Below are 25046 nucleotides of genomic sequence, written 5' to 3'. Positions count from 1 at the left end.
TTGGCTCTTGACGCGGGACGAACCGGTCGCGTTAACTCCCTGGACGCCCTACCGCGATCACCAGGAGGACCCATGCGCCCGCTGCGGGAGCTCGACGACCTGCGGCTGTCACCCCACACCGGCTGGACGCGGCAGCACTGGGCCGCGCTCGCCGACCACCTCCTCCTGTCGGCGCGCCCCCACGCCTCGCCCTCCCACGCGCGCATCACCTTCCCCGGACCGCCCGGCGGCTACGGCACCGACGTGGACGGCCTGGAAGGCTTCGCCCGCACGTTCCTCGCGGCCGGGTTCCGGGTGGCCGGCGAGGGCGGGCGCGACCCCCTCGGCCTCATGGACTGGTACGCCCAAGGGCTCGCCACGGGCACCGACCCCCGCTCACCCGAGCGCTGGGTGCGGCTGGACGAGCACGGCCAGGCCAAGGTCGAAGCCGCCTCCCTCGCCCTGGTGCTGCACCTCACCCGGCCGTGGCTGTGGGACCGGCTCGACCCGCTCGTCCAGGAACAGGTGGTCGACTACCTGGCGCCCGCGATCGGGTCCGACTACCCGCCGATCAACTGGGTGTGGTTCCAGATCGTGGTCGAGCAGTTCCTCGCCTCCGTCGGCGGGCCGTACGCGCGGGAGGACATCGAGCGGGGCCTCGCCCTCACCGACGGCTTCGCCCGGCAGGACGGCTGGTACGCCGACGGCGCCGAACGGGCCTACGACCACTACGCCGGGTGGGCGTTGCAGTTCTACCCGCTGATGTGGGCCGAGATGGCCGCCGGCGACCCGGCCGCCGACTCCCGCCTGCCCCTCTACCGCCAACGCCTCGAACGCTACCTGCACGACGCCGTCCACCTCGTCGGCGCCGACGGGTCGCCCCTCGTGCAGGGACGCAGCCTCACCTACCGGTTCGCCGCCGCGACGCCGTTCTGGGCCGGCGCCCGCGCGGGCCTCGCCACGCCCGCGCCCGGCCTGCTGCGCCGCGCCGCCTCGGGCGTCGCCCGCCACTTCGTGGACCGGGGCGCCCCCGACGAGCACGGCATCCTCACCCTCGGCTGGCACCGGGCGTGGCCGCCGATCGCCCAGTCGTACTCCGGACCCGGCTCGCCGTACTGGGCGGCCAAGGGCCTCTTCGGCCTGTCGCTGCCCGCCGACCATCCGGTGTGGACGGCCGTCGAGGAGCCGCTGCCCGTCGAGCGCGAGGACTTCCACCTCCTCGCCCGCGCCCCCGGCTGGCTCGTCAGCGGCACCCGCGCCGACGGGATCGTGCGCGTCGTCAACCACGGCACCGACCACTCCCACCCCGGCACGCACCTGACCGACTCGCCGCTGTACGCCCGGCTCGGCTACTCGACGGCCACCTCGCCGCTGCTGGCCGGCCCGCACGCCGCCGACCCGTTCGACCAGTCGGTGGCCGTCCTCGACGAGCAGGGCCTGGCCAGCCACCGGACCGGCTTCGAGACGCTGCTGCTCGACCGCCTGCCGTCCGGGACGCTCGCCGGGGCGTCGCGGTGGCAGGCGCACTGGGTCGCCTCCGGGGACGGCGGCCCCGACCACGGGTACGGGCGGTCCGGGTCGGTCCGGCTCGGGCCGTGGATCGACCTGGTGTCAGCCGTACGCGGGACGTGGGAGGTGCGCCTGATCCGCCTGTCGCCCGGCGCCGTCCCGGAGGACGCCCCGGCCCCATCGGACGGTGGCCGGCTGCGTGTCGGCGGCTGGCCCCTGCCCTCCGCGACCGCCGCCGGGAACGCCGCGCCCGGGCAGGACGGGTGCTCCCGCGTGGTCGCCGGCGCCGGGTTCGACCGGTCGGGCAGCACGCCCGTCCGCGACGGCTCGCCGCTCGCCCCCTGGACGCTGGTCCCCTGGTGCGCGACCAGCGGCCCCGCCCGCACCGGCACCTGGTACACCGCCGCGCTGCACCTCGGCGGCCGGCCACCGGCCGCGTCACCGGCCGTGTCGTGGGACGGCCCCGCGCTCGCCCACGTCACCTGGCCGGACGGCACGCGCGACACCCTGGCCGTACCGGCCGCGCCGGGCGAGCCGCGCTGACGACGCCGTGCCGAGGACGCCGGGCGCGGTGCTAGGCCGTCGAGGAGGACCGGACGATCAGGCGCGGCTCGATGACGATCCGGTGCGTCGGCCGTTCGGGGTCCTCGTCGGCCAGGCGCTCCGCCAGCAGCGCGAACGCCGCCCGCCCGATCGCCGCCCGCGGCGGGCGGACGGCCGTCAGCGGCGGGTCGCACAGCTCGGCCACCTCGTCGTCGTACGTCACCACGGCCAGGTCGCCGGGCACCCGGATGCCGCGTTCCTCGCAGCGTTCGACCAGGCTGATCGCCTCCGGGTCGGAGTGCACGAGCAGCGCCGTCGTCCCGGAGCCGACGGCCGCGTCGAGTACGCCGTCGAGCGCCTCAGGCCAGCCCGGATCCCACTGGTCCACCGACGTGATGTCCGGTGTGCCGTCGAGCGGCAGGCCGAGATCCGCACACGCCCGCCGCCACCCGCGCCGGACGTGCGGCGCCGTGGGGCTCTGCACGGTGGTGACCAGCCCGACCCGGCGGTGGCCGAGCGAGGCCAGGTGCCGCACGGCCATCGCGGCGCCGAGGGCGTGGTCGCTGACCACCGACTCCATCGCCTCCTGGTGGGGGCCGGCGGCGGCGGTGCGCTCGATGAGCACCACCGGCACGCCGACGCCCCGAAGCCAGCCCACCAGCTCCTCGCCGTCGTCGCCGGTGATGGTCGGCGCCACCAGCAGGCCGTCCACGCCGACCGCCGCCACCAGCCGGGAGAGCTGGTGCCGCTCGTCGGCCGCCTGGTAGCTGGCGCCGCGCAGCACGATGCGCGCCCCGGCCGCCGCCGCGGCCTCGCGCACGCCGCGGACCACGTCGGGCCAGTAGTACGTGAGCGACGGCACCACCATGCCGATCGTGAGCTGCCGCCGCTCCGCCCCGGATCGGTCGGGCGCGGGCTGCGGGGACGGCGGCGCGTCCTCGCCCTCCGCGCCGTTGTCCCTGCCGGCCAGCGCGTCGGCCACGGCCCCGTCGTGCAGCACGGCGCCGCCGCGCACCCGGCGGATGAGCCCCTGGGAGGACAGCAGCGCGATGTCGCGGCGGATGGTGATGACCGAGACGTCCAGCTCGGCCGCCAGCTCGTTCACGCGGACCACGCCCCGGCGGCGCAGCAGCTCCACCACGTGGGCGCGCCGCTCGTCCGGCAGCGCGGACGCCGGTTCGGGGACGGTCATCCCCACACCTCCACCCGGATCTCGAAGGCCCCGCGAGCCGTGCCGGGCAGGCGCAGCTCCAGGCGGGTCAGCCGGTCGCCCCACACCGACGACAGCATGGGGTCCTCCAGCGGGCGGACGGTGACCGCCGCCGTGGCGTGCGCCGGATCCCAGCTGACCAGGGCGGCCCGCGCGCCGTCCGGCGGCCGGACGACGACCTGCCCGTCGCCGGGCCGCTCCACCCGTCCGGCCAGCAGGAAGTGCAGCACGCTCGGCTCGCCGGCGGCGGCGAACTCCCAGGCGTCGCCGATCGTCACCCGGCCCCCGTCGCGGTCGAGCACCGCGGTCCGCCACCAGCGCAGCAACCCCGGCACGGGATAGGCGGCGGCCAGGTCCAGCCGCGCGGTGAAGCGGCCGGGCCCGTCGGCCACCTCCACGTCGCGCGCGGCGAACGCGCGGCCCTGCCCCTGCGGCGTGCCCCGGACCTCGGGCACGTTGTGCCAGGTGCTCTGCATGGTCCAGATGGCGTACCGGTCGGGGCCGAACGTCTGAGCCGTGTACGTCGGCCGGCCCGCGTCCGCGAGCACGGGCACGCCGTCCACGGCGACGACGACGGAGCCGACGTCGTTGTGGTTGTGGTGCTCGTCGTTGTGCCCGCCCTTGACCGCGAGCGCCAGCCCGCGCCGCGCGCCGCCGGCCGTACGGGCGAGGGCGACCTGCGTGCCCGGCAGCCAGACCGAGGCGGCCAGGGGCGGTTCGGCGGGCTCGGCGGCCGCCCACTCGCCGTCCGCCAGCGCCATGAGGGCCCGGCCCAGCTCCACGTCGGCGGGCAGCCGGGCGGGGCGCTCGGAGCGCGCGTGCCGTACGGCATCGGGCTCGCCGAGCCGCCGGCCCCAGCGGTACGGGACGTGCCACGGCAGGTCGGCGGGCGGGCGGGCCCGCGCGTCGGCGAGGTTCAGATACCAGGGGCCGCCGAGCTGCATGCGGTGCGGGAAGGCGACGGTCTCCCGCACGACCGGCACGTCGGCCGCGGCGAGCGCCTTGCCGGTGGCGTGCTCCAGCACGTCGAGGGCTTCCAGCGCCCGGCAGGCGCCGTTCCACCAGTATTCGTAGCCCTCGTCCACCGAGCCGTCGGCCGGCAGTGACGCGAGGTAGCGGTCGACGCCGGCCACCGCCCACTCCACCAGCCGAGCGCGTCCGTCTCCGTCGGGCGCCAGGCGCAGCGCGGCGACGAGGACGTTGCTGCAGATCCACGGGCACCAGTTGTGCACGTCGCCGTCGAGCCCCAGCCAGTGCCAGTCGTCGCGCAGCAGGAACGGCTCGAACACCCGCGCGCGCACCTCGGCCCGCACCCGCTCACGCAGGCCGGGGTACCGCTCGGCGAAGCGGTCGCCGAGCACCTGGTCGGCCCAGGCGAGCTGGGCGGCGACGTCGGCGGCGCCCAGGTCGAGGCAGGGGGTCGCCACGTCGGGCAGCACGGTGCCGCGGGGGCGGCAGGTGTCCTCGTGCGCCGGCCAGCACCACGAGCTCTGCTCGCACAGCAGCACGACGCCGTCGGCCGCCTCGTCCAGCCACTCGGGCTCGCCGGTGAGGGCCGCCGTGAGCACGGCGCGGGTCAGCCGGTCCTGCCGCCCGAACACCTCGGCCTCGTACCCCGTGCGGTCGCCGTCGCGGAAGTAGCGCGCGTACCGCGAGGCGAGCGGCTGCGGCCAGGGCGTGCCCAGCTCGCTGTCGGCCCGTTCGCGCACGGCGTCCAGGACGCCCGACTCGCGGACGCGTTCCCACACCCCGGCCCCGCCGGGCGGCACCGGGATCGCCTCGCCGGGCGGGAGCAGGACGCGCGCCAGCCCCTCCCGCGAGGCCGCGGGGCCCCAGGCCGCCAGGAGCGGCCCGGGCGACTGATCAGTCTTCGTCATACGTCCTCCTCGCCGGCCGTCCCATAGTACCGATCGAATCTGATCGAACCTGAGCCATATGGCTCCGGACGGGAAAAGCGATCACGACGTGCGCCTGCCGTCAGGCGGAGGGAGCGCGCCGCCGCATCCGCCGGCCGAGCGCCGTGACGGCCCGGCCCGGGACCACCAGCACCAGCACCGCGAGGACGAGGTGCACGGCGATGAAGACGTAGGCCTCGGTCCGCGTCGCCACGTGACCGAGTCGCACCGTCATGTGGTGCGCCCACGCCCACACCTCGGGAACGCCGTCCAGCCGGCTGTTCATCAGGACCGCGACCAGGTCCTCCAGGCCGGACATCTGCAGGACGGTCATCGCCGCGCCGATCCGCAGCACCCCCTCGCGCGAGCCGCCGCCGAGCCGGTACGACAGCACCAGCCCCACGATCATGAAAGGCACGAAGACGACCACGTGCAGGTAGAGGTCCTCGAACGCGGCCGTCCCGTCCACCATGTCCAGGGCCGTCATGAACGTCTTGGGCACGAAGTAGCACAGGAACGCCAGGAAGATCGCCGGCAGCGCCACCAGGTGCAGCCGCAGCCACCTCGCCCACGCGACGTCCAGCCAGGCGACGGCGACGCAGGCCGCGAGCTGGGGCGTCAGCTTGACCAGCAGCATCCACAGCGAGGAGATCTCCCGCTCGTAGGGGATGACGAAGCGAACCAGCCCGGCCAGCGCCACCGCCAGCGCTCCCGCCAGCAGCGCGGTCCGGTTGTCCAGCCAGAACGAGCCGGCCGGACGCGGGGGAGGAGAGGTCACCATCACATTCCCGTCAGTGTGTCGGTTGGGCGATCAGTTCGTACGGCCGGGGACGAGGACGGGCGTCCCGTGCCGGGGGCACAGGTCCAGGCCCAGCTCCTCCGCCCCGTGCGGCACCACGTCCACCAGCACGGGCCTGGACCGCCGCAGCGCGGTGACCGCGGGCACCCGGCCGGGCCCGCGATCGGCCATGCGAGCGTGGAAGTCCCGCCACAGCAGGTGGGCGCCGCCGCAGCCGGGGACGGTGGCCGCGAAGTACCCGAGGTGCGGGTCGTGGGCGAGCGCGGCCTCACCTGCTCGTACGGCCTCACCGGCTCGTACGGTCTCACCGGCTCGTACGGCCTCCCCGGCGGTCACGCGGCAGACGACGGTCACCTCGACCCCGTCGAGGTCGGGCAGCAACGCCTCGACGGCGGCCCGTTCGCCCACCACCACCGCCCGGCCGGCGCGGGCCGCGAGCCGCAGCGCCACCGCGTTCAGCTCCCGGCGCCGCCCGTCGTCGACCACCCTGGCGCCGGGCGCGAGCAGCACCCCGTACCGGGGGCCGGTCCACGGGAACCGGCCGAGCGAGCGCCGGTCCAGCACGGCGGCCCGCACCTCCAGCACGGGAGCCCGGCGGGGCGCGCCCGCGAGGGCGAGCGCGTCCCGGAGCGACCGCCCGTCGCCGATCCACGGCGAAGGCTCCGCCGCGGGGTCGAACGGCCGCGCGAACGGGCAGAGGCGGTGCGCCTGCCCGGCCAGCGCGGCCGACTCGGTGGGTTCGGGCCGGTCGAGCGCCCGACCGGCCGCCACCCACTGGTCCCGGTAGAACGGCACCCGCCGGAAGGCCCCGTCCACCGTTCGCCGGTACCGCCGCTCCCACCGCGCACCCGAGAACCCCGCACCCGGGAACCCCGCACCCGAGGGCCGGGAGTGCGAGGGCCGTCCGGTCGGGGGATCAGCCGGCATCGACCCTGACCTGGACGAGGTCCTCGGCGGCGGCCAGCGCACGCGCCAGGTCGCCGGCCGTGTCGCCCGACGCCAGCAGGTACCCGAGCTTGGCCCGGCACTCCGTGTACGGCACGACCGGCTCGCCCGGCAGGGCCGTCACCACGATGTCGGCCACCCCCGGCACCGCCAGCGCCTCGGGGACGCCGTCCAGCGCCACGAGCGTCCCGGCGGACCCGGAGCGCAGCATGCGGACGGCGGTGTGCCGCGACCACCGGGGCGTCAGGTCCGGGCGCTGCCCCACGGCGAGCTGGACGGCCGCCGCGACCGTGTCCACCCCGTACATCAGCCCGAGCGCCTCGCCCATGCCGTTGCCGCCGATCCGCGTACCCATCTCGATGAGCACCACGGAGCCGTCCGGTGTGACGAACAGATCGAGGTTGACCGGCCCGTCCGGGTAGCCGACCTCGGCGCAGGCCAGCTCCAGTTGCCGCGTGACCTCGGCGGTGAGGCGTTCGTCGCGCGGCGCCATGTCGTGCCCGACCGCGACGACCCGCGGGGCCGCCACGACCCGGTCGCTCAGCCCGAGCAGGGCCACCCTGCCGTCCTGCAGGAACGCCTCGCCGCACAGGTCGCGGCCGGTCACGAGTTCCTCGACGATCACGGTCGCCGTGGGCGAGGCGGCGGCCGCCGCCGTGGCGGCGTCGGCCACCTCGGCGGGGGTGGCGCACACCGTGATGCCCCGGGAGCTGCCCGAGTCCACCGGCTTGACGATGACGGGGAAGGCCAGCCGCCCGGCGTCGCGGGCGACCTCCTCGGCCGAGCCGCCGACGTACCCGGGCCCGCCCAGGCCGAGCCCGGCGCAGACCTCGCGGAAGTACGCCTTGTCGGTCGAGGCCCGCAGGGCCGCGGCGGACAGGCCGCACGGCAGCCCGAGCCGCCCCGCGATCTCGACCAGCGAGGGGAGGTTGATGTCGGTCCCCGGCGCGATCAGTCCGGCCACGTCGCCGGAGCCACGTAGCGCGGCCGTCACCGCGTCGACGTCCCGGGTGCTGAGATGCAGGAACTCGTCCGCCTCCCGCACCGCGGGGGCGTCGGCGCGCATGTCGACGCAGACCGTGCCGAGCCCGAGCCGCCGGGCGGCCCGGAACGAGCTGATCGTGCCGTCCGAGCCGCCCAGGACCACCAGCCGCTTCACGCGCCGGCCACCGCCTGCGGGACGTCCCAGTGCGCGCCGCGGGTCTCGATGAACCAGTCCACGGTCCGCGCCATGCCGTCCTCCAGGGAGACGAGCGAGTCGGGCTCGATGCCGACGGACAGCAGGGTCTTGGTCTGCGCCGTGACCGCCGTGTCCGGGGTCTCGCCCGGGCGCATCGGCAGGTCGGCGATCGGCACCCGCGGGTAGCCGCGCGCCACGCACAGGTCGATGACCAGTTCGGCGACCTCGCGGATGGTGGACGAGGTGGTCGGGCCCACCTCCACGACATGGTCGAGGACCTTGCCGTCGGCGGCCGTCTCCAGGGAGGAGACCAGGGCCCGCGCCACGTCGCCGACCCAGACCATGTCCGAGATCTGCGTTCCACCGCCGTACAGCTCCACCGGCATGCCGGACAGCGCGCGGCAGATGACCGCCGGCGTGATCTTCCGGACCTTGCCCGGCGCGAACGGCGGCGCCGCCTGCTGGCGGGGGCCGTAGGCGTTGACGACCCGGACGTTGTTGACCCGCGTCCCGCGGTGGGCGTTGAACATCCTGACGAAGCGCTCGACGGCCGTCTTGGAGATGCTGTAGCTGTTGTCCATCCAGTGGTTGCCCACGCAGATGTAGACGCCGGGGAGGTCGTACTGGGCGATGGCCTCCAGGAAGTTCAGGCCGCCCATGAGGTTGGTCTCGGCGGCGGGGCGGGGGTTGGTGATGGTCTCCTGGGTGCCGAGGACGGCCGCCAGGTGGATGATCGCGTCCGAGTGTGCCGCTAACTCGGTCATCGCGGTGGCGTCGCGGATGTCTCCTCGCATCACCTCCCAGGGCAGGTCGCGCTCGGCCTGGCCGCGGTGGTCGAAAACGAGCGGGATGTGGCCGCGGGAGGCGAGTTCCTCACACACGTAACGGCCGATGAAGCCGTTCCCGCCGGTGACTCCAACTTTCATGACACCTCTTGAGTGTGAGAAACCGTGTCCGTGGTGTCGGACATGTACGACATGATCACAGCAGACATAGTCTGCGAGAATCGTTGCCGACTAGACCGTCGTGTCCATGTTGTAATCGTTCGCTGAAGGCCATTACGTGCAACTGGAATTACTGGATCCCTGCCGGGATGCCCAACCTCCCGGGTGGGAGGCCTTCCGGCAGGCTGAGGGACTGAGCGCCATCTGGGCCTACGACGTCATCGCGGCGTCGTCACGGGGATCGTGGGCGCGCCCGCTGCTGGCCGTCTTCCGCGACGGCCCGCGCCTGGCGGGGGTGGTCGGGGCCGTCTACGTCGGCCTGCGGACGCCGAACTCCGGCCGCGTCCCGCGGCCCCGCCGCGAGCCGCTGCTGCTCGACGTCCGCCTGCCCGGCCACTCCAACGGCCCCACCTGGCACTTCGCCGGCGACGTGCCGCCCGAACGGCGCCGCGCCCTGCTCCGGGAGTTCGAACGGGCGGCACGGCGGCACCTCGGCTGGGGGCTCGCCGGGGTGCTCTACCGGATGGTGACCGAGCCGGAACTGCCCCAGGTGGCCCGGCGCGGCTGCGTCGTGCGCGACTCGCCCGGCAGCATGTACCTGCCGGTGCGCTGGGACTCGGTGGAGGGCTGGATCACCTCGCTCAGCAAGAACCGCCGCAAGTCGCTGCGTCGCCAGATCAGGCAGATCGCCGAGATCCCCGGCCTGGTCGTCCGTGACGGCACCGCCCGGGGCGACCTCGACGCGGTGGAGCTGGCCGAGCTGAACCGCAGGCACACCGACCGGCTGGCGTCGCGCCTCGACCCGCGGGCGCCGCTGCCCGCCGCCTACTTCCACGAACTCCTGCGCCGCGACGACGTCCGCCTCATCTCCTACCACGAGGGGGAGCGGCTGCTCGCCTTCTCCGTCGTGTACGAGCACCCCGACACGCCCGTGAGCGGGCCCTGGGCGGCGCTTCGGCCCGAGGAGGGCGGCCGTCAGGACCTCTACTTCGACGTCTACCCGCGGATCGTGCGGTGGGCCGTCGAGAAGGGCGCCGAGCGTGTCCTGTTCGGCCGGGGCCGGGTTGACATCAAGCGCTCGCTCGGGATGGCGCACGTGCCCCTCAGATTCGTCGTCGTACCCAGATGGGCGATGGGATGAGCGTCACCCTGCACACGCTCGACCCCCGCCACGACCCCGAGCCGACCGGCTGGGAGGAGCTGCGCACCGCGGCCGGCCAGTGCGTGACCTGGCGCTACGACCTGCTCCGCGCCTACGCCTGGGCAGCCCAGGCCCCGGTCCTGCTGACCGTGCTGAGCCTGGACGGCGTCGCGGTCGGCGCCGTGTCGGCCTCACTGCGCGGCGCCCTGCCGCACCGCGGCCGCTACGCCGACCGGCGCGACCCCGCCGGCGTCCTGGACGTGCACGCGCCCGGCAACCGCTCGCAGAAGGGCTGGTGGTTCACCGCCGCGATCGAGCGGGAGGAACGCGGGAAGCTGCTGCGCGAGTACGTGCGCGGCGTCCGCCGGCGGCTCGGTCCCGGCTGGCGGAGCGTCGTGTGGCGCGAGGTGTCGCCCGGCGAGCGGACGCTGCTGCCCGGCCTGGTCAAGGTGGCGCTGCCGACCGCGCCGCTGGCCAAGCTGGCCACCCCCTTCGCCGGCATGGACGAGTGGTACGCGCTGCTCGACCGGCCCCGCAGGGAGTCGCTGCGGCGGCGGGCCAGGAGCTTCTCCGCCGACCCGGGCCTGTCCGTGGCGGTCGGACCGGCCCGCGAACTGGTCGGCGCGTCCGAGGCGGCCGAACTGCGCGCGTTGAACGACCTGAAGTACCGCAGCCGGCTCTTCCCGCTCGCCCCGCTGCCCCAGCCGTACCTCGAAGCCCTCGTGGCGAGCGACGAGGTGGTCGCGATCGCCTACCGTGACGCCGGCCGGCGGCTCCTCGGACTCTCCCTGATCCTCGACCACCCCGCCTGGCCCGTCTGCCTCAGCTGGGGCGCCCTGCCGCCGGAGGACGGCGGGCGCAAGCACCTCTACTTCGACGGCTACGTCCGGATGGTCGAGTGGGCCATCGCCGCCGGCAAGGCGGGGCTGGTCCTCGGCAAGGGCCAGGCGGAGGTCAAGAGCGGCCTCGGCGCCGAACTGGTTCCCTCCTCCGCGCTCGTCGTGCCCCTCTGAGCCTGTGGAGATCCTGTGGACAGACTGCGGAACTCCGTCATGAACTGCGTGCAGTGCGGGCACCCGCACCCCTGGCGAATCGGCCGTGCCCGCTACTCCTGCCGGTCGTGCGGCGCGGTGTTCCGCGCCGCCCTGCCCCCGCCCCCCGCCCCGGACCCGCCTGCGACCCCGGACCCGGGGCGCGAGGAGCGTCCGCCCGCCCCCGAGTCCACTCCCACCCCCGTCCCCGCGCCCGCCGGAGCGGCGGAGTCCGATGACCCGCTGGCGGCGTTCATGCCCGCCCGCATGGTCCGCTGGGTACGACAGGAGGCCCCGCCGGGCCCCGGGCAGACATCCGGGCAGACATCCGGGCAGGCCACCGGGCAGGCCATCGTGCCCGACGCGCCGGACCGGGCCACCCTCGCCCGCTGGTACAAGGACTTCGACGCCCTGGTCGCCCGTGCCGCCACCGCCGCCGAGGCCCGCGCCGTCCTCGAACGGGTCAGCGACGTGCCGCTGGACCGGCTGCCCGCCAAGCCGCCCGCGTTCAACAAGGTGTGCGCCGCCCTGCACGCCACCTGCTACGACCCCGTCCTCGCGGTGGCCAGGCTGGGCGGCCAGGAGTCCCCGTACGTGACCGAGCGGGTGGCCCACCTGCGGCGCTGGCTGGCCACGGCGGGCCGGTCCACGACCTGGCTGGAGGCGCCGCCCGCGCCGCCGCCCGCCCCGGAGGCGGTCGAGGAACTGCTGACGCCGCCCGAGACGTTCACCACCGAGCAGGTCAGAACGTTGTTCGCGGCCCTGTTCGGGGTGGACAAGGGGCCGTCCGTGCCGGGGGTGCGGGAGCGCTTCGGCGCGGACGGCGTCCGCGAGGCCCTGCTCGCCTACCTCGACGCCGGCGCCCGCCCCCTGCGCGACGCCGTGGCGGCGGACCTCGCCCGCGCCGCCACAGCCGTCCACGGGGACGCGCCGGTGCCGGCTCCGACCGACGTCGCAGCAGCCCGACCCCCCGGCGCGACCGGCGGAGAGGGCGGGTGAGCGCGGCCGAGGCAGCCGCCTCTCACCGCATCGGGGCGCGCCGCCTGCTGACGCTGCTGGGCGGGCGCGCCACCTTCCGCCTCCTGCTGTACGGCTCGGCGGCCGTCCTGGTCGTCGCCTGGAGCCGCGCAGACTTCAACGCCTATGCCGCCGCCGTGGGCGCGGTGGGCTGGCTGAGCATGGTGGTCCAGTCGGGCCCGGAGAAGGCGGCGCTCACCCTGCTGCCGCGCGCCCGCCGTACCCGCGACCAGATCGCCGCCATGCTGCGGGCCGTCGTCGCCTACGTCCCCCTGCCGTTCACCGTGGCCGCCGCGGCGGCGCTGGCCGTCGCGCCGGACTCCACGGTCACGATCTACCTGCTGGCCGTCGCCTACTACGTCTCGCTGGGGTGCGGCATGCTGGGCGTCGCCGTCCACCGCGCGCTCGGCCGCTACACCCGCGACACCGTCCACTTCGCCCTCCTGGGCGTGGGCATGATCGCCATGGCGGGGCTGGCGTTCGCCGTCCACCTGCGCCCCACCGGCTACCTGGCCGGTCTGCTCGCCCTGGTCACCGCGCTGAACATGGCCCTGCTGCCCGGCCTGCCGCGCAGTCGCGGCCGGGCCCGCTCCAGGCTGCGCGGGATCGTCGCCGGCACCGTGGCGCTGATGGGCGCGGCCGACGTGATGGCCAACGCCATGATCGGCACCCTGTTCGTGGAACTGTCGGTCAGCGCGTACGCGGGGCAGAGCGGCGACCTCTACGTGATGGTCCTCGGCTGGGGCTTCGCCACCTCGGTGATCTACACGGTGCAACGCATCTACCAGCCGCGACTGGTGCTCCACCTCGGCTCGGCGGGCGGCGGCACGCGGGCGCTGGCACGCCGGGTGGCCGGGGTGTCGGTCCTGGTGAGCGCCGGGTGGCTCGTCGTGGCCGGCGCCGCGCTGCTCGCCGGGCTGGCCGGCACCCGCTCGCCGGTCGCGCTCGGCGCCCTGCTGCTGTCGCTGCTCCCCGCCAACGCGGTGGCAAGCTTCGGAATCTTCGTGCTGGAGAACACCGGCGAGGCCGGGCTGCGCGCCAGCGCCGGCGCGGTCGTGGCAGCGTGGGCGGTGGTGGCGGCGCTGGGGGCGCTGGCGATCCCGTACGCGGGCGCGGCCGGCGCCGTGTACGCGCTCGGCGCGCAGGGTCTGGTCCTGGGACTCGTGCTGAGGAGGCACATGTGAACACCGGGTTGACCGTGCTGGTCCCCTGCTACAACGAGGGCGCCCAGGTCGAGACCGCCCACGCCGAGCTGGTCGAGGCGCTGAAGGAGGTCGGCGAGCTGGAGATCCTGTTCGTCGACGACGGCAGCACCGACGACTCGCTCGACCGCATCCGCCGGCTGGCCGAGACGGACCCGCGGGTGCGCTACCTGTCCTTCACCCGCAACTTCGGCTACGACGCCGTCATGGCCGCGGGCTTCCGCTACGCCGGTCTGCCGTGGACCGTCCAGTGCGACGCCGACCTCCAGGTGCCGCCGGAGGAGATCTGGTCCCTGCTCGCCACAGCCGCCGAGGGCTACGACGTGGTGTTCGGCGAGCGGCGCGGCCGGCGCGACCCGCTGGTCCGCCGGGCCGGTTCGGCGGGGCTGCACTGGGCGGCCCGCCGCGTCTTCGGCATCGACCTGCCACGCGGCGCCTCCACGTTCCGGCTCGTCCGCACCGCCGTGGCCCGGACGATCACCGACCTGCGGCTGCCGTGGTTCATCCCGGCGGTGCCCCTCGTCGGCGCCCGTTACGCCGTCACGCCGGTCGCCCACCGGCCGCGCACGGCGGGCCGGTCCAAGCTCCGGCCGGTGCGGCTGGCCGGTCACGCCTTCGAGCTGTTCTTCGGTTTCTCCTGGCGGCCGCTGTCCCTGGTGTACGCGGCCGCGGCGGCGGGCGTGGTCGCGGCGGTGGTCCTGGCCGCCGTCGGGCTGGCCGGGCCGGCGCCGTTCCTGCTGTCCGCCCAGCTCCTGCTGTCCGCGCTGACGCTCGCGGCGGTGGCGCTGCTCGGCCGGTACGTGCAGCGGCTGCTGCGCGAGTCGGACCGCCTGCCCCGCTACGTCGTGAGGGACGCGAACGTGCCGCTGCTCCCCGAGGACACGCTGACCGGCGGCCGGCCCGGACCGCCGCCCCCCAGCCGCCCGCCGTCACCGTGACGGCGGCGTCCCACGCGACCCTGCGCCGGTCCAAGAGGACGGCGTCTCCTCGACCCACACGGCCCGGCTCGCGGCGACCAGCGCGCCGCCGGTCTCGTAGAGGGCGGCGCCCGCGTACAGCCTGCCTCCCCGCCGGGCCTCCTGCCGCGCGACGACCACGTACGGGGCGCCGGTGAAGACCGACCCGCGGACGCGGGCGGTGAGGCGGCCCAGCACGGCGTACCCGCCGGCGCCGAGGTGCGCGCAACCGGTGGGGCAGCCGAGCGCGCCCCACACGTGGCTCAGCGGCAGCGTGGCCGACCACTCGGCCAGTTCGGGGGGCACCCGCCAGAGCGCCGCGTACTCGTCCGGCCACCCCGTCGGCCCGGGACGCACGCGCAGGCCCTCGCCGGGCGGGCGGTGGCCGCACACGAAGCAGCCGGGCGTCGGGTGCCCGCCCCGCCCGGGGAAGGCCCGGCCGGCCTGCTCCGCCTCCTCGGGCGGCACGAACGGCGGCGGTAGCGGCCGCTCGTCGACCTCCCGCGCCTCGGCCAGCACGTCGCCGCCCCCCTCGGCGTACAGGCGCACATGCTGCGAGCCGTCGTCACCCGCCGCGCGTTCGACGCGCAGCGCCCGTCCGACCGGGACGGGCGCGCTCAAGGTCACCTCGACGGTCGCGCCCATGGGCAGATGACACGCGACCGTGCCGGCGACCCAGCCGCCGTCGGCCGTCCCGCCCGGGCCGCTGTAGTGCGCCGGAACCGTCAGCGCTCTGCTCATCGTGGTCATCTGCCTCACTCCTCTCGACGGGTACGAGAGGCAGCCTCGTAGGCGGCGCTGTCACCACTCTGTCACGTATGCTCCACCACGCTCCGCGCCGCCTCCGCGCGACGACTTCGGTCACGTGCGGATCATCGCGAACCATCTGGGCACGACGGTTGTCCAACCGACTGGAACGCCCGGATCACCGTGGTCGCGGGGGTTCCGGTCCGGGTGGGGGAGCGCACGACACGGTGCACGGAAGGAAGCGCATGAGCGACAGGGCGAGGTCGGGCCGGCGGACGCGGCGGGGCACGGCGCGGCTCGCTGCGGCGGTGCTCGCCACGGTGGGGTTGCTGGCCACGGCGTGCGGGGCCGGGCACGCGGCGGAGCGGCCCGGCGCGGTGGACGGCCCGGACCGGCCTGGCGCGGTCGACCGGCCGGGGCGGCCGGTGGCCGGCCCGGCGGAGTCGCCGGCGCCGGTCGCGGCGGGCGGGTTAGCGGGCGTGGGTGACGCGGGGGTGGTCGACGTCCAGGGGGGCGGCGCGCTGGCGGCGCTGCCGCGCCCCGTCGTGGGGGGCACTCCGGGGACCGCGCCGGCGCCGGTGAGCGCCGCGGCCACCCCGTCACCGGCGACGCCGGCCACCGTTCCACCGCCGGCCACGGTCCCCCCGGCCACCGTTCCACCGCCGGCCACGGTCCCCCCGGCCACGGTCCCCCCGGCCACGGTCCCCCCGGCCACGGTCCCCCCGGCCACGGTCCCGCCGACGATCACCGCCCCGCCGACCACGGTCCCGCCGACGGCCGGGCCGACCACCACGACCTCGCCGGGCACCCCGCCCAGGAGCCTGGCCGACACCCTGGCCGACGCGATCCGCGGCGCCCTCGGCACGCCCACCCCGGCGCCCGCCACGCCCGCGCCTACCGGGCCCGACTGCCGGCGGGTCAAGTGCGTGGCCCTCACCTTCGACGACGGGCCCGGCCCCCACACCGCGACCCTGTTGCGCCATCTCGCCGCCCGCAAGGCCCGCGCCACGTTCTTCGTCGTCGGGCAGAACGTCGTCGCCCACCCAGACCTGGTGCGCCGAGCCGCGGCGGCCGGCCATGAGATCGGCGGTCACTCCTGGTCCCACCGCGACCTGACCACGCTCCGGGCCGCCTCGATCCGCGCCGACCTGGCCCGCACCGCCAAGGCGATCAAGGCTGCCACCGGGGTCGCGCCGACCATCATGCGCCCGCCGTACGGCGCGCAGAACGCCTACGTGCGCAAGCACGCCAAGCAGCCGATGATCATGTGGAGCGTCGACACCCTGGACTGGCGCTACCGCAGCAGCGCGCGGGTGGCCCGGGTGGCGGTCAAGCAGGCGCGGCCCGGGGGCATCATCCTCTTCCACGACATCCACCCCACGACGGTGAAGGCGATCCCGCGCGTGCTGAAGAAGCTGTCCGCCCGCGGCTACCACTTCGTCACGGTCAGCGAACTGCTCGGCACGGCCCCGGGCAGGCTCGTCTACCAGGGCCGGCGGCCGTGATCACCGCGTCAGCAACACGGAGGCGAGCGCGAGAGCGGCGAGCAGTGAGACGACCAGACCCAGCGCGAAGAGGAACCCGCCGCCGGGCCGGTGGGCGCGGTCGCTGAGGTCGATCACCACGGTGCCCGTGACCATGTCGTGCAGGCACCTGCGTTTCGGATGGGCCATTATCGACATCGCATTGACGAGGAACAGCGGCAGCCCGACGAGCGGCACACCGAACAGCGCGGGATGGATGAGGGCGCGAATCGCGGAGCGGCCCAGACCCGGCGGGTTTCCGGTCGCCCGTGACACCACTTTGAGGCGGCACAGCCGCTTGCCGAGCGTCTGTCCCCAAAGGGCGTGCTGAACGCAGAAGTATGCGGCGAAAAGGATGATGGACACCGCCTCGATCCACCAGTCGTGATTTCCGGCATAGGGCTGGAGAATGTCTTCGAGCTTCGGCGTGTCCGTTCTCTCCGTCCCGCTCGACAGCAGGTAGCCGGGTGCGTACAGCAGCGAGAAGAGCAGGTGGTCGAGGAGGAGGGCCGAGAATCGGTGACGTCTCGCGGCCAGGGTGGTCGTCTCGGCGACCTCGGGGGCGACCGACATGGCTGCCAGTGTACTGCCCCATGATCATTAAAGGTGAAATAACCGAATTGACGGTTTCTCGGGGGGTTTCGAGAAAAGGTGTGCTTTACCGCCCGACCCTCGTGTGACAGGCTCGGATACCGGGCCGGCGGGAGTGGGGATGAGGCAGGGGAACGCCGATTTCAGGGCTTCGGCGCATTGCGCGCGACTGGCCGCGGGATTACCGCGACCGCCGACTTCGCCCGCCGTACCGGCCATGTCCGTGCTGCCCGAAGGGGAACGGTCGTGAATCTCCGCAGGCGGCCTGTCGCCCTCGCCTCCCTCCTGCTCGCGCTCACCCTGGCCGCCACCCTGGCCGCCACCGTGGCCGTGGCCTGGATCGGGACGCGCGACGGCACGCTCGCGCCACAGGAGACGTGGACGGGCGTGATCACCGTGTTCGCGGCGATCATCGCGGTGGCGGTGCCGCTGCTGCGCGGCGGTGACCGGCGTGAGGAGTCTCTGGAGGAGGCGGTGCGCGCGTGCGTGCCCGCGCTGGCCGAGAAGGTCACCGAAAGCTGGAAGGACGAGGAGCGCCACCGCGGCCTGTACGAGGGCGTCCGGGCCGAGCTGCGCTGGGAGGCGGCGCCCGGCTCCGACCGGACGACCCGGCTGGCGGCCGCCCTGCCGACCGACGGCACCCTCGCCCGGCTGACCGGCGGCTTCGCCCGCCACGTGCGCACCGGGGCGATGACCCGGCTGGTGGTGACCGGCGAGGCGGGCGCCGGCAAGACGTCGGCGTGCGTGCTGCTCACCCTCGAACTCGGCGACACCGGGCCCCTCGTGCCGGTGCCGTTCCAGCTCTCCTCGTGGGACCCGGAGGTCCCGCTGTACGAGTGGATGACCGGTGAGTTGCGCACCGCCTACCCCTTCGTCGGCTCGGCGAGGCACGGCGGGCGGGTCGCCGCCGAGCTGGCCCTGCGCCACGTGCTGCCCGTCCTGGACGGCCTGGACGAGGTGGCCGACCCCGTCTCGGCGCTGCGACGCATCGACGAGGAGACGGAGGGCCGGTCCTTCGTGCTGAGCTGCCGGACGGAGACGTTCGCCGTGGCCAACGCCGGTCACGTGCTCCGGCGTGGCCTCGTCGTGCGGTTGCAGCCGCTGCGCGCCGAGGAGAGCCGCGACCACCTCCTGCGCCACGAACCCGGCGCCAACGGTGACCGGCTGGCGCCGCTGGCCGCCCGGCTCCGCGAGAACCCGGCCGGTCCGCTCGCCGAGGCGCTGCGCACGCCGCTCATGCTCTCCCTCGCGGTGGCCCGCGGTGGCGAGCCGGTCCCCGCCGAGCTGCTCGCCGCGACCGGGCCGGACGCCGCCGACCGGATCCGGCGGCACCTGCTGGACAGCTTCGTCGGCAAGGCGTTCACCCCCCGACCCGACGAGAAGCCGCCGCCCACCCCGCCCGACGAGGCCCGACGCTACCTGGAGTTCCTGGCCGGCCAGGTGGACGAATCGGGCCGGCTCGCCTGGTGGCGGCTGCACCGGGCGGTGCCGGGCTGGGTGTTCCGGGTCCAGGCCGTCGTCCTCGCCGTCGTGGTCTGCTCGGGCCTGGCCGCCGCCCACTTCGGCGTCTTCGGCCGTCCGTGGCTGGGCTTCTGGATCGGTTTCGCCGCCGGCGGAGTGGGCGCGCTCGTCGTCAAACCGGCCCCGCAGGACGCGCCGCGCCGGGCGCGCCCGGGGTTCCGCCTGCTCCCCGGAGCCCCGGCGCACGAGCTGTTCCGGCTGCTCGGCTTCGGCGCGATGGGCGCCGCCGCCTGCGTGTTGATCGTCTCGTTCCTGTACGCGTCACCCTTCCACGTCGTCGTCGGCGGCGCGCTGAGCGGGCTCACCTTCGCCATGGCCCGCCACGTCAGCGAGCCGGTCAACCCGCTGGAAGTCGTGACCCCCGCGTCCCTGCTGGCCAACGACCGGCGGGCCGTGCTGGCCGCCTGGGTGGCCGGCGGGGTGTCCGGGGCGTTCAGCGGCGCATACCTGGGAGCGGCGTTGCAGGACGGGCACCGCCCGGAGCTGGGGGCACTGCCGATCATGGAGTTGCCGCCCACCGCGCTCGCGCTGCTGGGCGCCGTCGCCGGTTGCGGGCTCGGCGCCGCCGGTCTCGGGCTGATGGCGCTGCGCTCCAGCGCCTGGGGCCGGTTCACCACCACCCGGCTGTGGCTGGCAGCGCACGGCTCGGCTCCGCTGCGGCTCATGCGCTTCCTGGAGGACGCGCGCAGGCGTGGCGTGCTCCAGCGGGTCAGCGGCTCCTACGAGTTCCGGCACCGACTGCTGCGCGACCACCTCGCCGAGCACCTGCCGAAGGTCGCCGCCGAAGCGGCGACGCCGCCGGACGACGGCTCGCTCACGCCCACCTCCACCGGGCCCGACAACGTCCATTGACGCGCTCCCCGGGCTGATCCCTGGGCGCGTGCCGGCGCAGACTCTTTCCGGCACCCAGGCATAGATCGGCGTGTCGCCCGCGTCCTTGGTGGGTGACATCGCGAGGAGGACGGGTGGATCCAGGCATTGAGGCGGACTTCCGGCAGTTCGTCATCGACAGGTCGGGCGCGCTGTTCCGCACCGCGTACCTGCTGACCGGCGACCGGCACGCCGCCGAGGACCTGGTGCAGTCGGCGCTGGCGAAGACGGCCGCGCGATGGCGCGACCTGCGCGACCCGGCGGCCATCGAGGGATACGTCCGCCGCGCCATGTACCACGAGCAGGTGAGCTGGTGGCGGCGCCGGTCCCGCGTCGCCGAGGTGTCCACCGGCCTGCCGCCCGACCGGCCCGGCGACGGGCACGCCGACGCCGCCGACCTGCGCCTGGTGATGCGCGCGGCGCTCAACCGGCTGACGCCCCGCCAGCGGACCATGCTCGTGCTCCGCTACTTCGAGGACCTGTCGGAGACGGAGATCGCGCGGCTGCTCGGAGTCCGGGTGGGCTCGGTGCGCAGCCAGATCTACCGCTCGCTGGACCGCCTGAAGAAGGCCGCCCCCGAATTGAGTGCCGTGAAGGAGTTCGGATGACCATCGAGAAGGTGCTGCGCGAGACCCTCGCCGACATGGCCGCCGAGGAGCCGCCCCCGCACCCGGACCGGTTCCTCCGGTCCGGCCGCGAGCGGCCCGCCCACCGGCCCTTCCATCGGCCCGCCCTGGCCCTGGCCGCGGCGGCCGCCGTCACCGTGCTGGCCCTGGGCTCCACCCTCGCCGTCCGGGCCCTGTCCGACCCTGCTCCCCGAACCTCGCACGCGGCCGCGCAGCCCGCCCCGGCGACGGCAAGGGTGACCGTCGCTCCAGGGCTGCGGCTCTCCGACACCCTGCAGCGGCTCGCCTCCGCCACCGGCAAGCCGGTCGGCGTCTTCACCGAGGCCGCGAAGGACGGCACGGCCCTCGGCCTGCCCCCCTACGCCAAGGGCGGGATGGAAGGCTTCGCCCACCCCGGCACGTACGACATCCCGGCCACCGCCACGCCCTCCGAGGTCCTCGCCTCGATGGTCGCCCGCTTCACCCGGACCGCCGAGAAGGTCGGGCTGGCGGCGGACCGAGCCCCTCGGGACGTCGTCATCATCGCCTCCCTCGTCCAGGCCGAGTCGCCCGACGAACGCGACATGCCGAGGGTCGCCCGCGTCATCCGCAACCGCCTCGACCGCGGCATGTCCCTCCAACTGGACAGCACGGTCCTGTACGGCCTCGGCAAGCACGGCGTCGCCGCCTCCGATCGGGACGTCACCTCGCGGTCCCCGTACAACACCTACCGCCGCCGCGGCCTCCCCCCGGGCCCCATCGCGAACCCGGGCGAGGCCGCCCTGCGCGCCGCCCTGAATCCGGCACCCGGCCCCTGGCTGCACTTCGTCGCCACCGGCCCGAAGACACTCAAGTTCGCCGCCTCGGAGGCCGAGTTCCGTCGGCTCGTCGACGAGCGGGAGAGGAACCGGCCCTCGGAGTGACCCCGCCTCCGCCGCGGTCGGCGCGGCGGAGGCTAGGCGGCCACGCCCCGCGGGGAGGCGGCGGTCATGCCGCGCCAGCCGAAGGTGACCGAGCCGGCCAGCAGAACCGCTCCGGACAGCACGCCGCTGACGAGCGGCACCCAGGTGACGGCGGAGGTGGCGGCCATCACGAGACCGGCGACGCCGAGGACCGTGAGCACCGCGCCGGGGACGGCGATCCCCCAGTCCTTCCAGACGGGCGCCAGGGCGACGAAGTGCACGCCCACCACGAACGCCACCCAGGCCACGTTCATCTGCTCGGGCTGTTCCCAGGCGGCGAGCAGCCGGATCCCGCCGAAGAGCAGGATCACCTCGGCGGCGACGATGATCAAATAGCCGCGGCCGAACATGTTGCGCCGCGGCCCCGCGGCGGTGGGCCGTTCACGGCGGGCCGTGGCGAACCACATGGCGACCACGCTCGCCGCGGCCAGGACGGCGACCACCCGCAGGACGTTCACGGTCACGCTGTTCAGCGGGCTCTGCGCGTTCACGACGACGAAGACCGCGCCGAAGACCGCACCCACCAGTAATCCATTCATTCGTTGCATGACCCCATTGAAGGGCGTGCAGCGTTTCGCCCGCACGGGGGTTGGGGCGAGGCCGGGGTCGGGCAGGCCCTACCTCGCCGTGCCCCGCAGGTAGGCGAGCACCGCCAGCACCCGCCGGTTGTCGTCCTGGGTCGTGGGCAGTTCGAGCTTGGCGAACACGCTGGCCACGTGCTTGCCGACGGCCGCCTCCGTGATCGACAGGGCGCGGGCGATGGCGCCGTTGGAGCGTCCCTCGGCGATCAGCGCGAGCACCTCGCGCTCGCGCGGGCTCAGCCGGTGGGTGGGCTCGTTGACCTCCCTGGCCCTGGCCCAGGTCCGCTCGAACAGGTCGATGAGGTTGGCGATCAGTCCCTGCTGCCGGATCATCAGCGCGCCCGGCGAACGGGGGACGGGGGTGATCCGGACGAACGCCACCGCGTGGTCGAAGACGAGGAGCTGCTGGATCGGCTCGTCGATGACCCGGTGCAGGTCACCGGAGGCGTGCAGCTCCCTGATCCGGGCCGCCTTGCGCGGGTCGTCCAGCACGCTCGCATGGACGATCGTGCGCATCGCCATCCCGCGTCGCAGCTCGTCGAGCACGTGGCGCCTGCTCTGCTGCTCCTGGCGGCCCTTGTCCGGCGAGCCGATCGGGTGCATGGCGCGTAACTCGGCCGCGGTGGCGGCGGCCCGCGCGATCTGCTGCCGGACGAGCTCGTTGTCGTCCAGCCGTTCCACCTCGACGGGGATGCCGCGCAGCTCGCCGACGACCTCCTCCAGCCGCCGGGCGAGCTGGGCCAGCGACACGCGCTCGTCCACACGCCTCCTTCGCCGGCCGTGCCGGCCTCATCCGGCGCGGCCCTTCTCGGGCATCCATTCTCCCGCAGCCGGGCGACTCCTCACCCGGCGGGCCGGTTTGCCGTTCTGGCAAACAGGTTTGCTCACTCAGCGGCACCCGGCCGATAGTGGTGCATCCCACGAGAGAGGACATCGCATGAACGAGAGGTACGAGGTCGTGGTCGTCGGCGGCGGGGCCGCCGGGCTGAGCGGGGCGCTGACCCTGAGCCGGGCGCGCCGTTCGGTGCTGGTGGTCGACTCGGGCAGCCCGCGCAACGCGCCCGCCGACGGCGTGCACGCCTACCTGGGCCACGAGGGCACCCCGCCCGAGAAGCTGCTGGCCGTCGGGCGGGCCGAGGTCGCCGGCTACGGCGGCGAGTTCGTGACCGGCGAGGTGGTGAGCGCCGAGCGCCTGGACGGCGGGGGCTTCCGCGTCGTCCTCGGCGACGGGTCCGCGGTGCGCGCCGACCGGCTGCTCGTCACCACCGGCCTGGTCGACGAGCTGCCCGACGTGCCCGGCCTGGCCGAGCGGTGGGGGCACGACGTGCTGCACTGCCCGTACTGTCACGGCTGGGAGGTGCGCGACCAGGCCATCGGTGTCCTCGCCACCGGTCCGCTGGGCGTCCACCAGGCGCTGATGTGGCGGCAGTGGAGCGGGGACGTGAAGCTCTTCACGCACACCGCGCCCGAACTCACCGCCGGCGACCGCGAGCAGCTCGCGGCCCGGGACATCACCGTGGTCGAGGGACGGGTGACCGGCGTCCGGGTGGGCGACGACCGGATCGCCGGGCTGGAGCTGGCCGACGGCCGGGTGGTGGACTGCCACGCGGTCGCGATCACCTCGCGCATGACCGCGCGCGCCGGGATGCTGGCCGCGCTGGGTCTGGAGGCCGCCGACCTGGAGAGGGACGGTCACGTCGTCGGCAGCCACGTCCCGGCCGACCCCACCGGGGCGACCTCCGTCGCCGGAGTGTGGGTGGCCGGGAACGTGGCCAACCCGCTGGAGCAGGTCATCGGGTCGGCGGCGGCGGGCGTGAAGGCGGGAGCGGCGATCAACGCCGACCTGATCGCCGAGGAGACCCGCCGCGCGGTGGCCGCCCGGCGCGGCTGAGCCGGCCTAGATCAGACCCAGTGCCAGCATCGCGTCGGCGACCCGGCGGAACCCGTCGATGTTGGAGCCGGCCACGTAGTCGCCCGGCATGCCGTACTCGTCGGCCGTCTGCAGACAACGGTCGTGAATGTCCCGCATGATCTCCTCCAGCCGGTGCTCGGAGAACTCGAACGTCCACGAGTCGCGGCTGGCGTTCTGCTGCATCTCCAGCGCGCTGGTCGCCACGCCGCCCGCGTTGGCCGCCTTGCCCGGGCCGAACGCGACACCCGCCTCCCGGAACACCTTGATGCCCTCCGGCGTGGTCGGCATGTTCGCGCCCTCGCCGACCGCGACGCAGCCGTTGTCCACCATGAAGGCGGCGTCGCGGCCGGTGATCTCGTTCTGCGTGGCGGACGGCATCGCCACCTCGCACGGCACCTCCCACACGCTGCGGCCGGGCACGAAGGTGACGGCCGAGCCGCGGCGCGTCGCGTACCCGTCCAGCCGGCCGCGCTCGACCTGCTTGATCTGCTTGAGCAGCGCCAGGTCGATGCCCTTCTCGTCGTGGACGTAGCCGGAGGAGTCGGAGCAGGCGACCACGACGCCGCCGAGCTGTTCCACCTTCTCGATGGTGTGGATCGCGACGTTGCCGGAGCCGGACACGACGACCCGCCTGCCGTCGAACGACGTGCCGCGCGCCTTCAGCATCTCGTCCACGAAGAACGCGCACCCGTAGCCGGTGGCCTCCGTGCGCACCTGCGCGCCGCCGTACACCAGCCCCTTGCCGGTGATCACGCCCGACTCGTAGCGGTTCGTGATGCGCTTGTACTGGCCGAACAGGTAGCCGATCTCCCGCCCGCCGACGCCGATGTCCCCGGCCGGCACGTCGGTGTACTCGCCGATGTGCCGGTAGAGCTCCGTCATGAAGCTCTGGCAGAAGCGCATCACCTCGCCGTCGGAGCGGCCCTTCGGGTCGAAGTCGGAGCCGCCCTTGCCGCCGCCGATCGGCAGGCCGGTCAGGCTGTTCTTGAAGATCTGCTCGAACCCGAGGAACTTGACGATCCCCAGGTAGACCGACGGGTGGAAGCGCAACCCGCCCTTGTACGGCCCGAGCGCGCTGTTGAACTCGACCCGGAAGCCGCGGTTGATGTGCACCTCGCCCCGGTCGTCCGCCCACGGCACCCGGAAGATGATCTGCCGCTCCGGCTCGCAGATCCGCTCGATGATCTTGGATTCGGCGTACTCGGGATGCTTGCCCAGAACCGGGCCGATGCTTTCGAGCACCTCGCGCACCGCCTGGTGGAACTCGATCTCCCCAGGGTTGCGGTGCAGGACGTTGTCGTAGATCGATGACAGTTTCTCGTGCAACACGTGCTCTCCAAGGTCCCTCGCATACGCCTTCCTCACCATAAGGGTCGTCCGAAA

At 74.6% G+C, this 25046-nt stretch carries 22 protein-coding genes; 11 read left to right on the top strand and 11 right to left on the bottom strand.

The window, feature by feature from the left end:
- The first annotated feature begins 72 nt into the window (after nucleotides 1–72).
- Entirely contained in the window at nucleotides 73–2031 is a 1959-nt protein-coding gene (locus tag ACGF0J_RS29125; protein ID WP_393150737.1) for a DUF2264 domain-containing protein, read from the top strand.
- 31 nt (nucleotides 2032–2062) lie between these two features.
- On the opposite strand, the gene ACGF0J_RS29120 is transcribed toward ACGF0J_RS29125, so the two are convergent.
- The 6 genes from ACGF0J_RS29120 to ACGF0J_RS29095 all read right to left on the bottom strand — a co-directional run bounded on the left by ACGF0J_RS29120 (nucleotide 2063) and on the right by ACGF0J_RS29095 (nucleotide 8986).
- Nucleotides 2063–3223: a substrate-binding domain-containing protein gene (locus ACGF0J_RS29120; protein WP_393150734.1), complete on the bottom strand. Its 1161-nt coding sequence runs from the start codon at nucleotides 3221–3223 to the stop codon at nucleotides 2063–2065.
- On the bottom strand, nucleotides 3220–5118 hold the full coding sequence (locus tag ACGF0J_RS29115) for a heparinase II/III family protein (RefSeq protein ID WP_393150732.1): 1899 nt from the start codon (nucleotides 5116–5118) through the stop codon (nucleotides 3220–3222). The genes ACGF0J_RS29120 and ACGF0J_RS29115 overlap by 4 nt, the downstream gene beginning before the upstream one ends.
- A 100-nt stretch (nucleotides 5119–5218) precedes the next feature.
- Nucleotides 5219–5914, bottom strand: coding sequence for a hypothetical protein (locus ACGF0J_RS29110; protein ID WP_393150730.1), 696 nt, complete (start codon nucleotides 5912–5914; stop codon nucleotides 5219–5221).
- A gap of 33 nt (nucleotides 5915–5947) precedes the next feature.
- Nucleotides 5948–6751 carry a hypothetical protein gene (locus tag ACGF0J_RS29105; protein WP_393150728.1) on the bottom strand — a complete coding sequence of 268 codons (804 nt, stop codon included), beginning with the start codon at nucleotides 6749–6751 and terminating at the stop codon, nucleotides 5948–5950.
- A gap of 100 nt (nucleotides 6752–6851) precedes the next feature.
- Nucleotides 6852–8039, bottom strand: a complete 1188-nt coding sequence (locus tag ACGF0J_RS29100) for an ATP-grasp domain-containing protein (protein ID WP_393150726.1) — start codon at nucleotides 8037–8039, stop codon at nucleotides 6852–6854.
- The gene (locus tag ACGF0J_RS29095; protein WP_393150724.1) at nucleotides 8036–8986 is read right to left on the bottom strand and encodes an NAD-dependent epimerase/dehydratase family protein; all 951 of its coding nucleotides are present in this window, start codon (nucleotides 8984–8986) and stop codon (nucleotides 8036–8038) included. The genes ACGF0J_RS29100 and ACGF0J_RS29095 overlap by 4 nt, the downstream gene beginning before the upstream one ends.
- A gap of 136 nt (nucleotides 8987–9122) precedes the next feature.
- Here ACGF0J_RS29095 and ACGF0J_RS29090 point away from each other — a divergent pair, with 136 nt between their 5' ends.
- Genes ACGF0J_RS29090 through ACGF0J_RS29070 form a run of 5 tightly spaced genes read left to right on the top strand, consistent with a single transcriptional unit; the run spans nucleotide 9123 to nucleotide 14333 of the window.
- Nucleotides 9123–10145, top strand: coding sequence for a GNAT family N-acetyltransferase (locus tag ACGF0J_RS29090; RefSeq protein WP_393150722.1), 1023 nt, complete (start codon nucleotides 9123–9125; stop codon nucleotides 10143–10145).
- Nucleotides 10142–11158, top strand: a complete 1017-nt coding sequence (locus ACGF0J_RS29085) for a hypothetical protein (RefSeq protein ID WP_393150720.1) — start codon at nucleotides 10142–10144, stop codon at nucleotides 11156–11158. Before ACGF0J_RS29090 ends, ACGF0J_RS29085 begins: the two co-directional genes overlap by 4 nt.
- 15 nt (nucleotides 11159–11173) lie before the next feature.
- Entirely contained in the window at nucleotides 11174–12175 is a 1002-nt protein-coding gene (locus ACGF0J_RS29080) for a hypothetical protein (RefSeq protein ID WP_393150718.1), read from the top strand.
- Nucleotides 12172–13377, top strand: a complete 1206-nt coding sequence (locus tag ACGF0J_RS29075; protein ID WP_393150716.1) for a hypothetical protein — start codon at nucleotides 12172–12174, stop codon at nucleotides 13375–13377. Before ACGF0J_RS29080 ends, ACGF0J_RS29075 begins: the two co-directional genes overlap by 4 nt.
- On the top strand, nucleotides 13374–14333 hold the full coding sequence (locus tag ACGF0J_RS29070) for a glycosyltransferase family 2 protein (RefSeq protein ID WP_393150714.1): 960 nt from the start codon (nucleotides 13374–13376) through the stop codon (nucleotides 14331–14333). The genes ACGF0J_RS29075 and ACGF0J_RS29070 overlap by 4 nt, the downstream gene beginning before the upstream one ends.
- On the opposite strand, the gene ACGF0J_RS29065 is transcribed toward ACGF0J_RS29070, so the two are convergent.
- A complete protein-coding gene (locus ACGF0J_RS29065; protein ID WP_393150712.1) occupies nucleotides 14325–15101 on the bottom strand; it encodes a hypothetical protein in 777 nt (258 codons plus the stop codon). The two genes, ACGF0J_RS29070 and ACGF0J_RS29065, sit on opposite strands and share 9 nt — an antisense overlap.
- A 242-nt stretch (nucleotides 15102–15343) precedes the next feature.
- Here ACGF0J_RS29065 and ACGF0J_RS29060 point away from each other — a divergent pair, with 242 nt between their 5' ends.
- Entirely contained in the window at nucleotides 15344–16603 is a 1260-nt protein-coding gene (locus ACGF0J_RS29060) for a polysaccharide deacetylase family protein (RefSeq protein WP_393150710.1), read from the top strand.
- Here ACGF0J_RS29060 and ACGF0J_RS29055 read toward each other — a convergent pair whose 3' ends face one another.
- Complete coding sequence (locus ACGF0J_RS29055) at nucleotides 16604–17194, bottom strand: RDD family protein (RefSeq protein ID WP_393150708.1); 591 nt, start codon at nucleotides 17192–17194, stop codon at nucleotides 16604–16606.
- Between the two features lie 264 nt (nucleotides 17195–17458).
- Between ACGF0J_RS29055 and ACGF0J_RS29050 the strand changes: the two genes are divergently transcribed.
- From ACGF0J_RS29050 to mltG, 3 genes are all read left to right on the top strand, one after another.
- Nucleotides 17459–19585: an NACHT domain-containing protein gene (locus ACGF0J_RS29050; protein WP_393150706.1), complete on the top strand. Its 2127-nt coding sequence runs from the start codon at nucleotides 17459–17461 to the stop codon at nucleotides 19583–19585.
- A 113-nt stretch (nucleotides 19586–19698) separates the two neighbouring features.
- Complete coding sequence (locus ACGF0J_RS29045) at nucleotides 19699–20211, top strand: SigE family RNA polymerase sigma factor (protein ID WP_393150704.1); 513 nt, start codon at nucleotides 19699–19701, stop codon at nucleotides 20209–20211.
- A complete protein-coding gene (mltG, locus tag ACGF0J_RS29040; RefSeq protein ID WP_393150702.1) occupies nucleotides 20208–21131 on the top strand; it encodes an endolytic transglycosylase MltG in 924 nt (307 codons plus the stop codon). Before ACGF0J_RS29045 ends, mltG begins: the two co-directional genes overlap by 4 nt.
- A gap of 32 nt (nucleotides 21132–21163) precedes the next feature.
- On the opposite strand, the gene ACGF0J_RS29035 is transcribed toward mltG, so the two are convergent.
- Both ACGF0J_RS29035 and ACGF0J_RS29030 read right to left on the bottom strand, forming a co-directional pair.
- Entirely contained in the window at nucleotides 21164–21718 is a 555-nt protein-coding gene (locus tag ACGF0J_RS29035) for a hypothetical protein (protein WP_393150700.1), read from the bottom strand.
- A 69-nt stretch (nucleotides 21719–21787) separates the two neighbouring features.
- Complete coding sequence (locus ACGF0J_RS29030) at nucleotides 21788–22513, bottom strand: LuxR C-terminal-related transcriptional regulator (protein ID WP_393150698.1); 726 nt, start codon at nucleotides 22511–22513, stop codon at nucleotides 21788–21790.
- Between the two features lie 175 nt (nucleotides 22514–22688).
- On the opposite strand from ACGF0J_RS29030, the gene ACGF0J_RS29025 reads away from it, so the two are divergent.
- Nucleotides 22689–23642: an NAD(P)/FAD-dependent oxidoreductase gene (locus ACGF0J_RS29025; RefSeq protein WP_393150696.1), complete on the top strand. Its 954-nt coding sequence runs from the start codon at nucleotides 22689–22691 to the stop codon at nucleotides 23640–23642.
- Nucleotides 23643–23648: 6 nt separating this feature from the next.
- On the opposite strand, the gene gdhA is transcribed toward ACGF0J_RS29025, so the two are convergent.
- On the bottom strand, nucleotides 23649–24992 hold the full coding sequence (gdhA, locus tag ACGF0J_RS29020; protein ID WP_393150694.1) for an NADP-specific glutamate dehydrogenase: 1344 nt from the start codon (nucleotides 24990–24992) through the stop codon (nucleotides 23649–23651).
- Between the last annotated feature and the right edge of the window lie 54 nt (nucleotides 24993–25046).

This window comes from Nonomuraea sp. NPDC047897, assembly GCF_043204415.1.
Lineage (GTDB): Bacteria > Actinomycetota > Actinomycetes > Streptosporangiales > Streptosporangiaceae > Nonomuraea.
The sequence above is the reverse complement of the archived record's forward strand: the minus strand, read 5'-3'. Positions and strand labels throughout refer to the sequence as shown.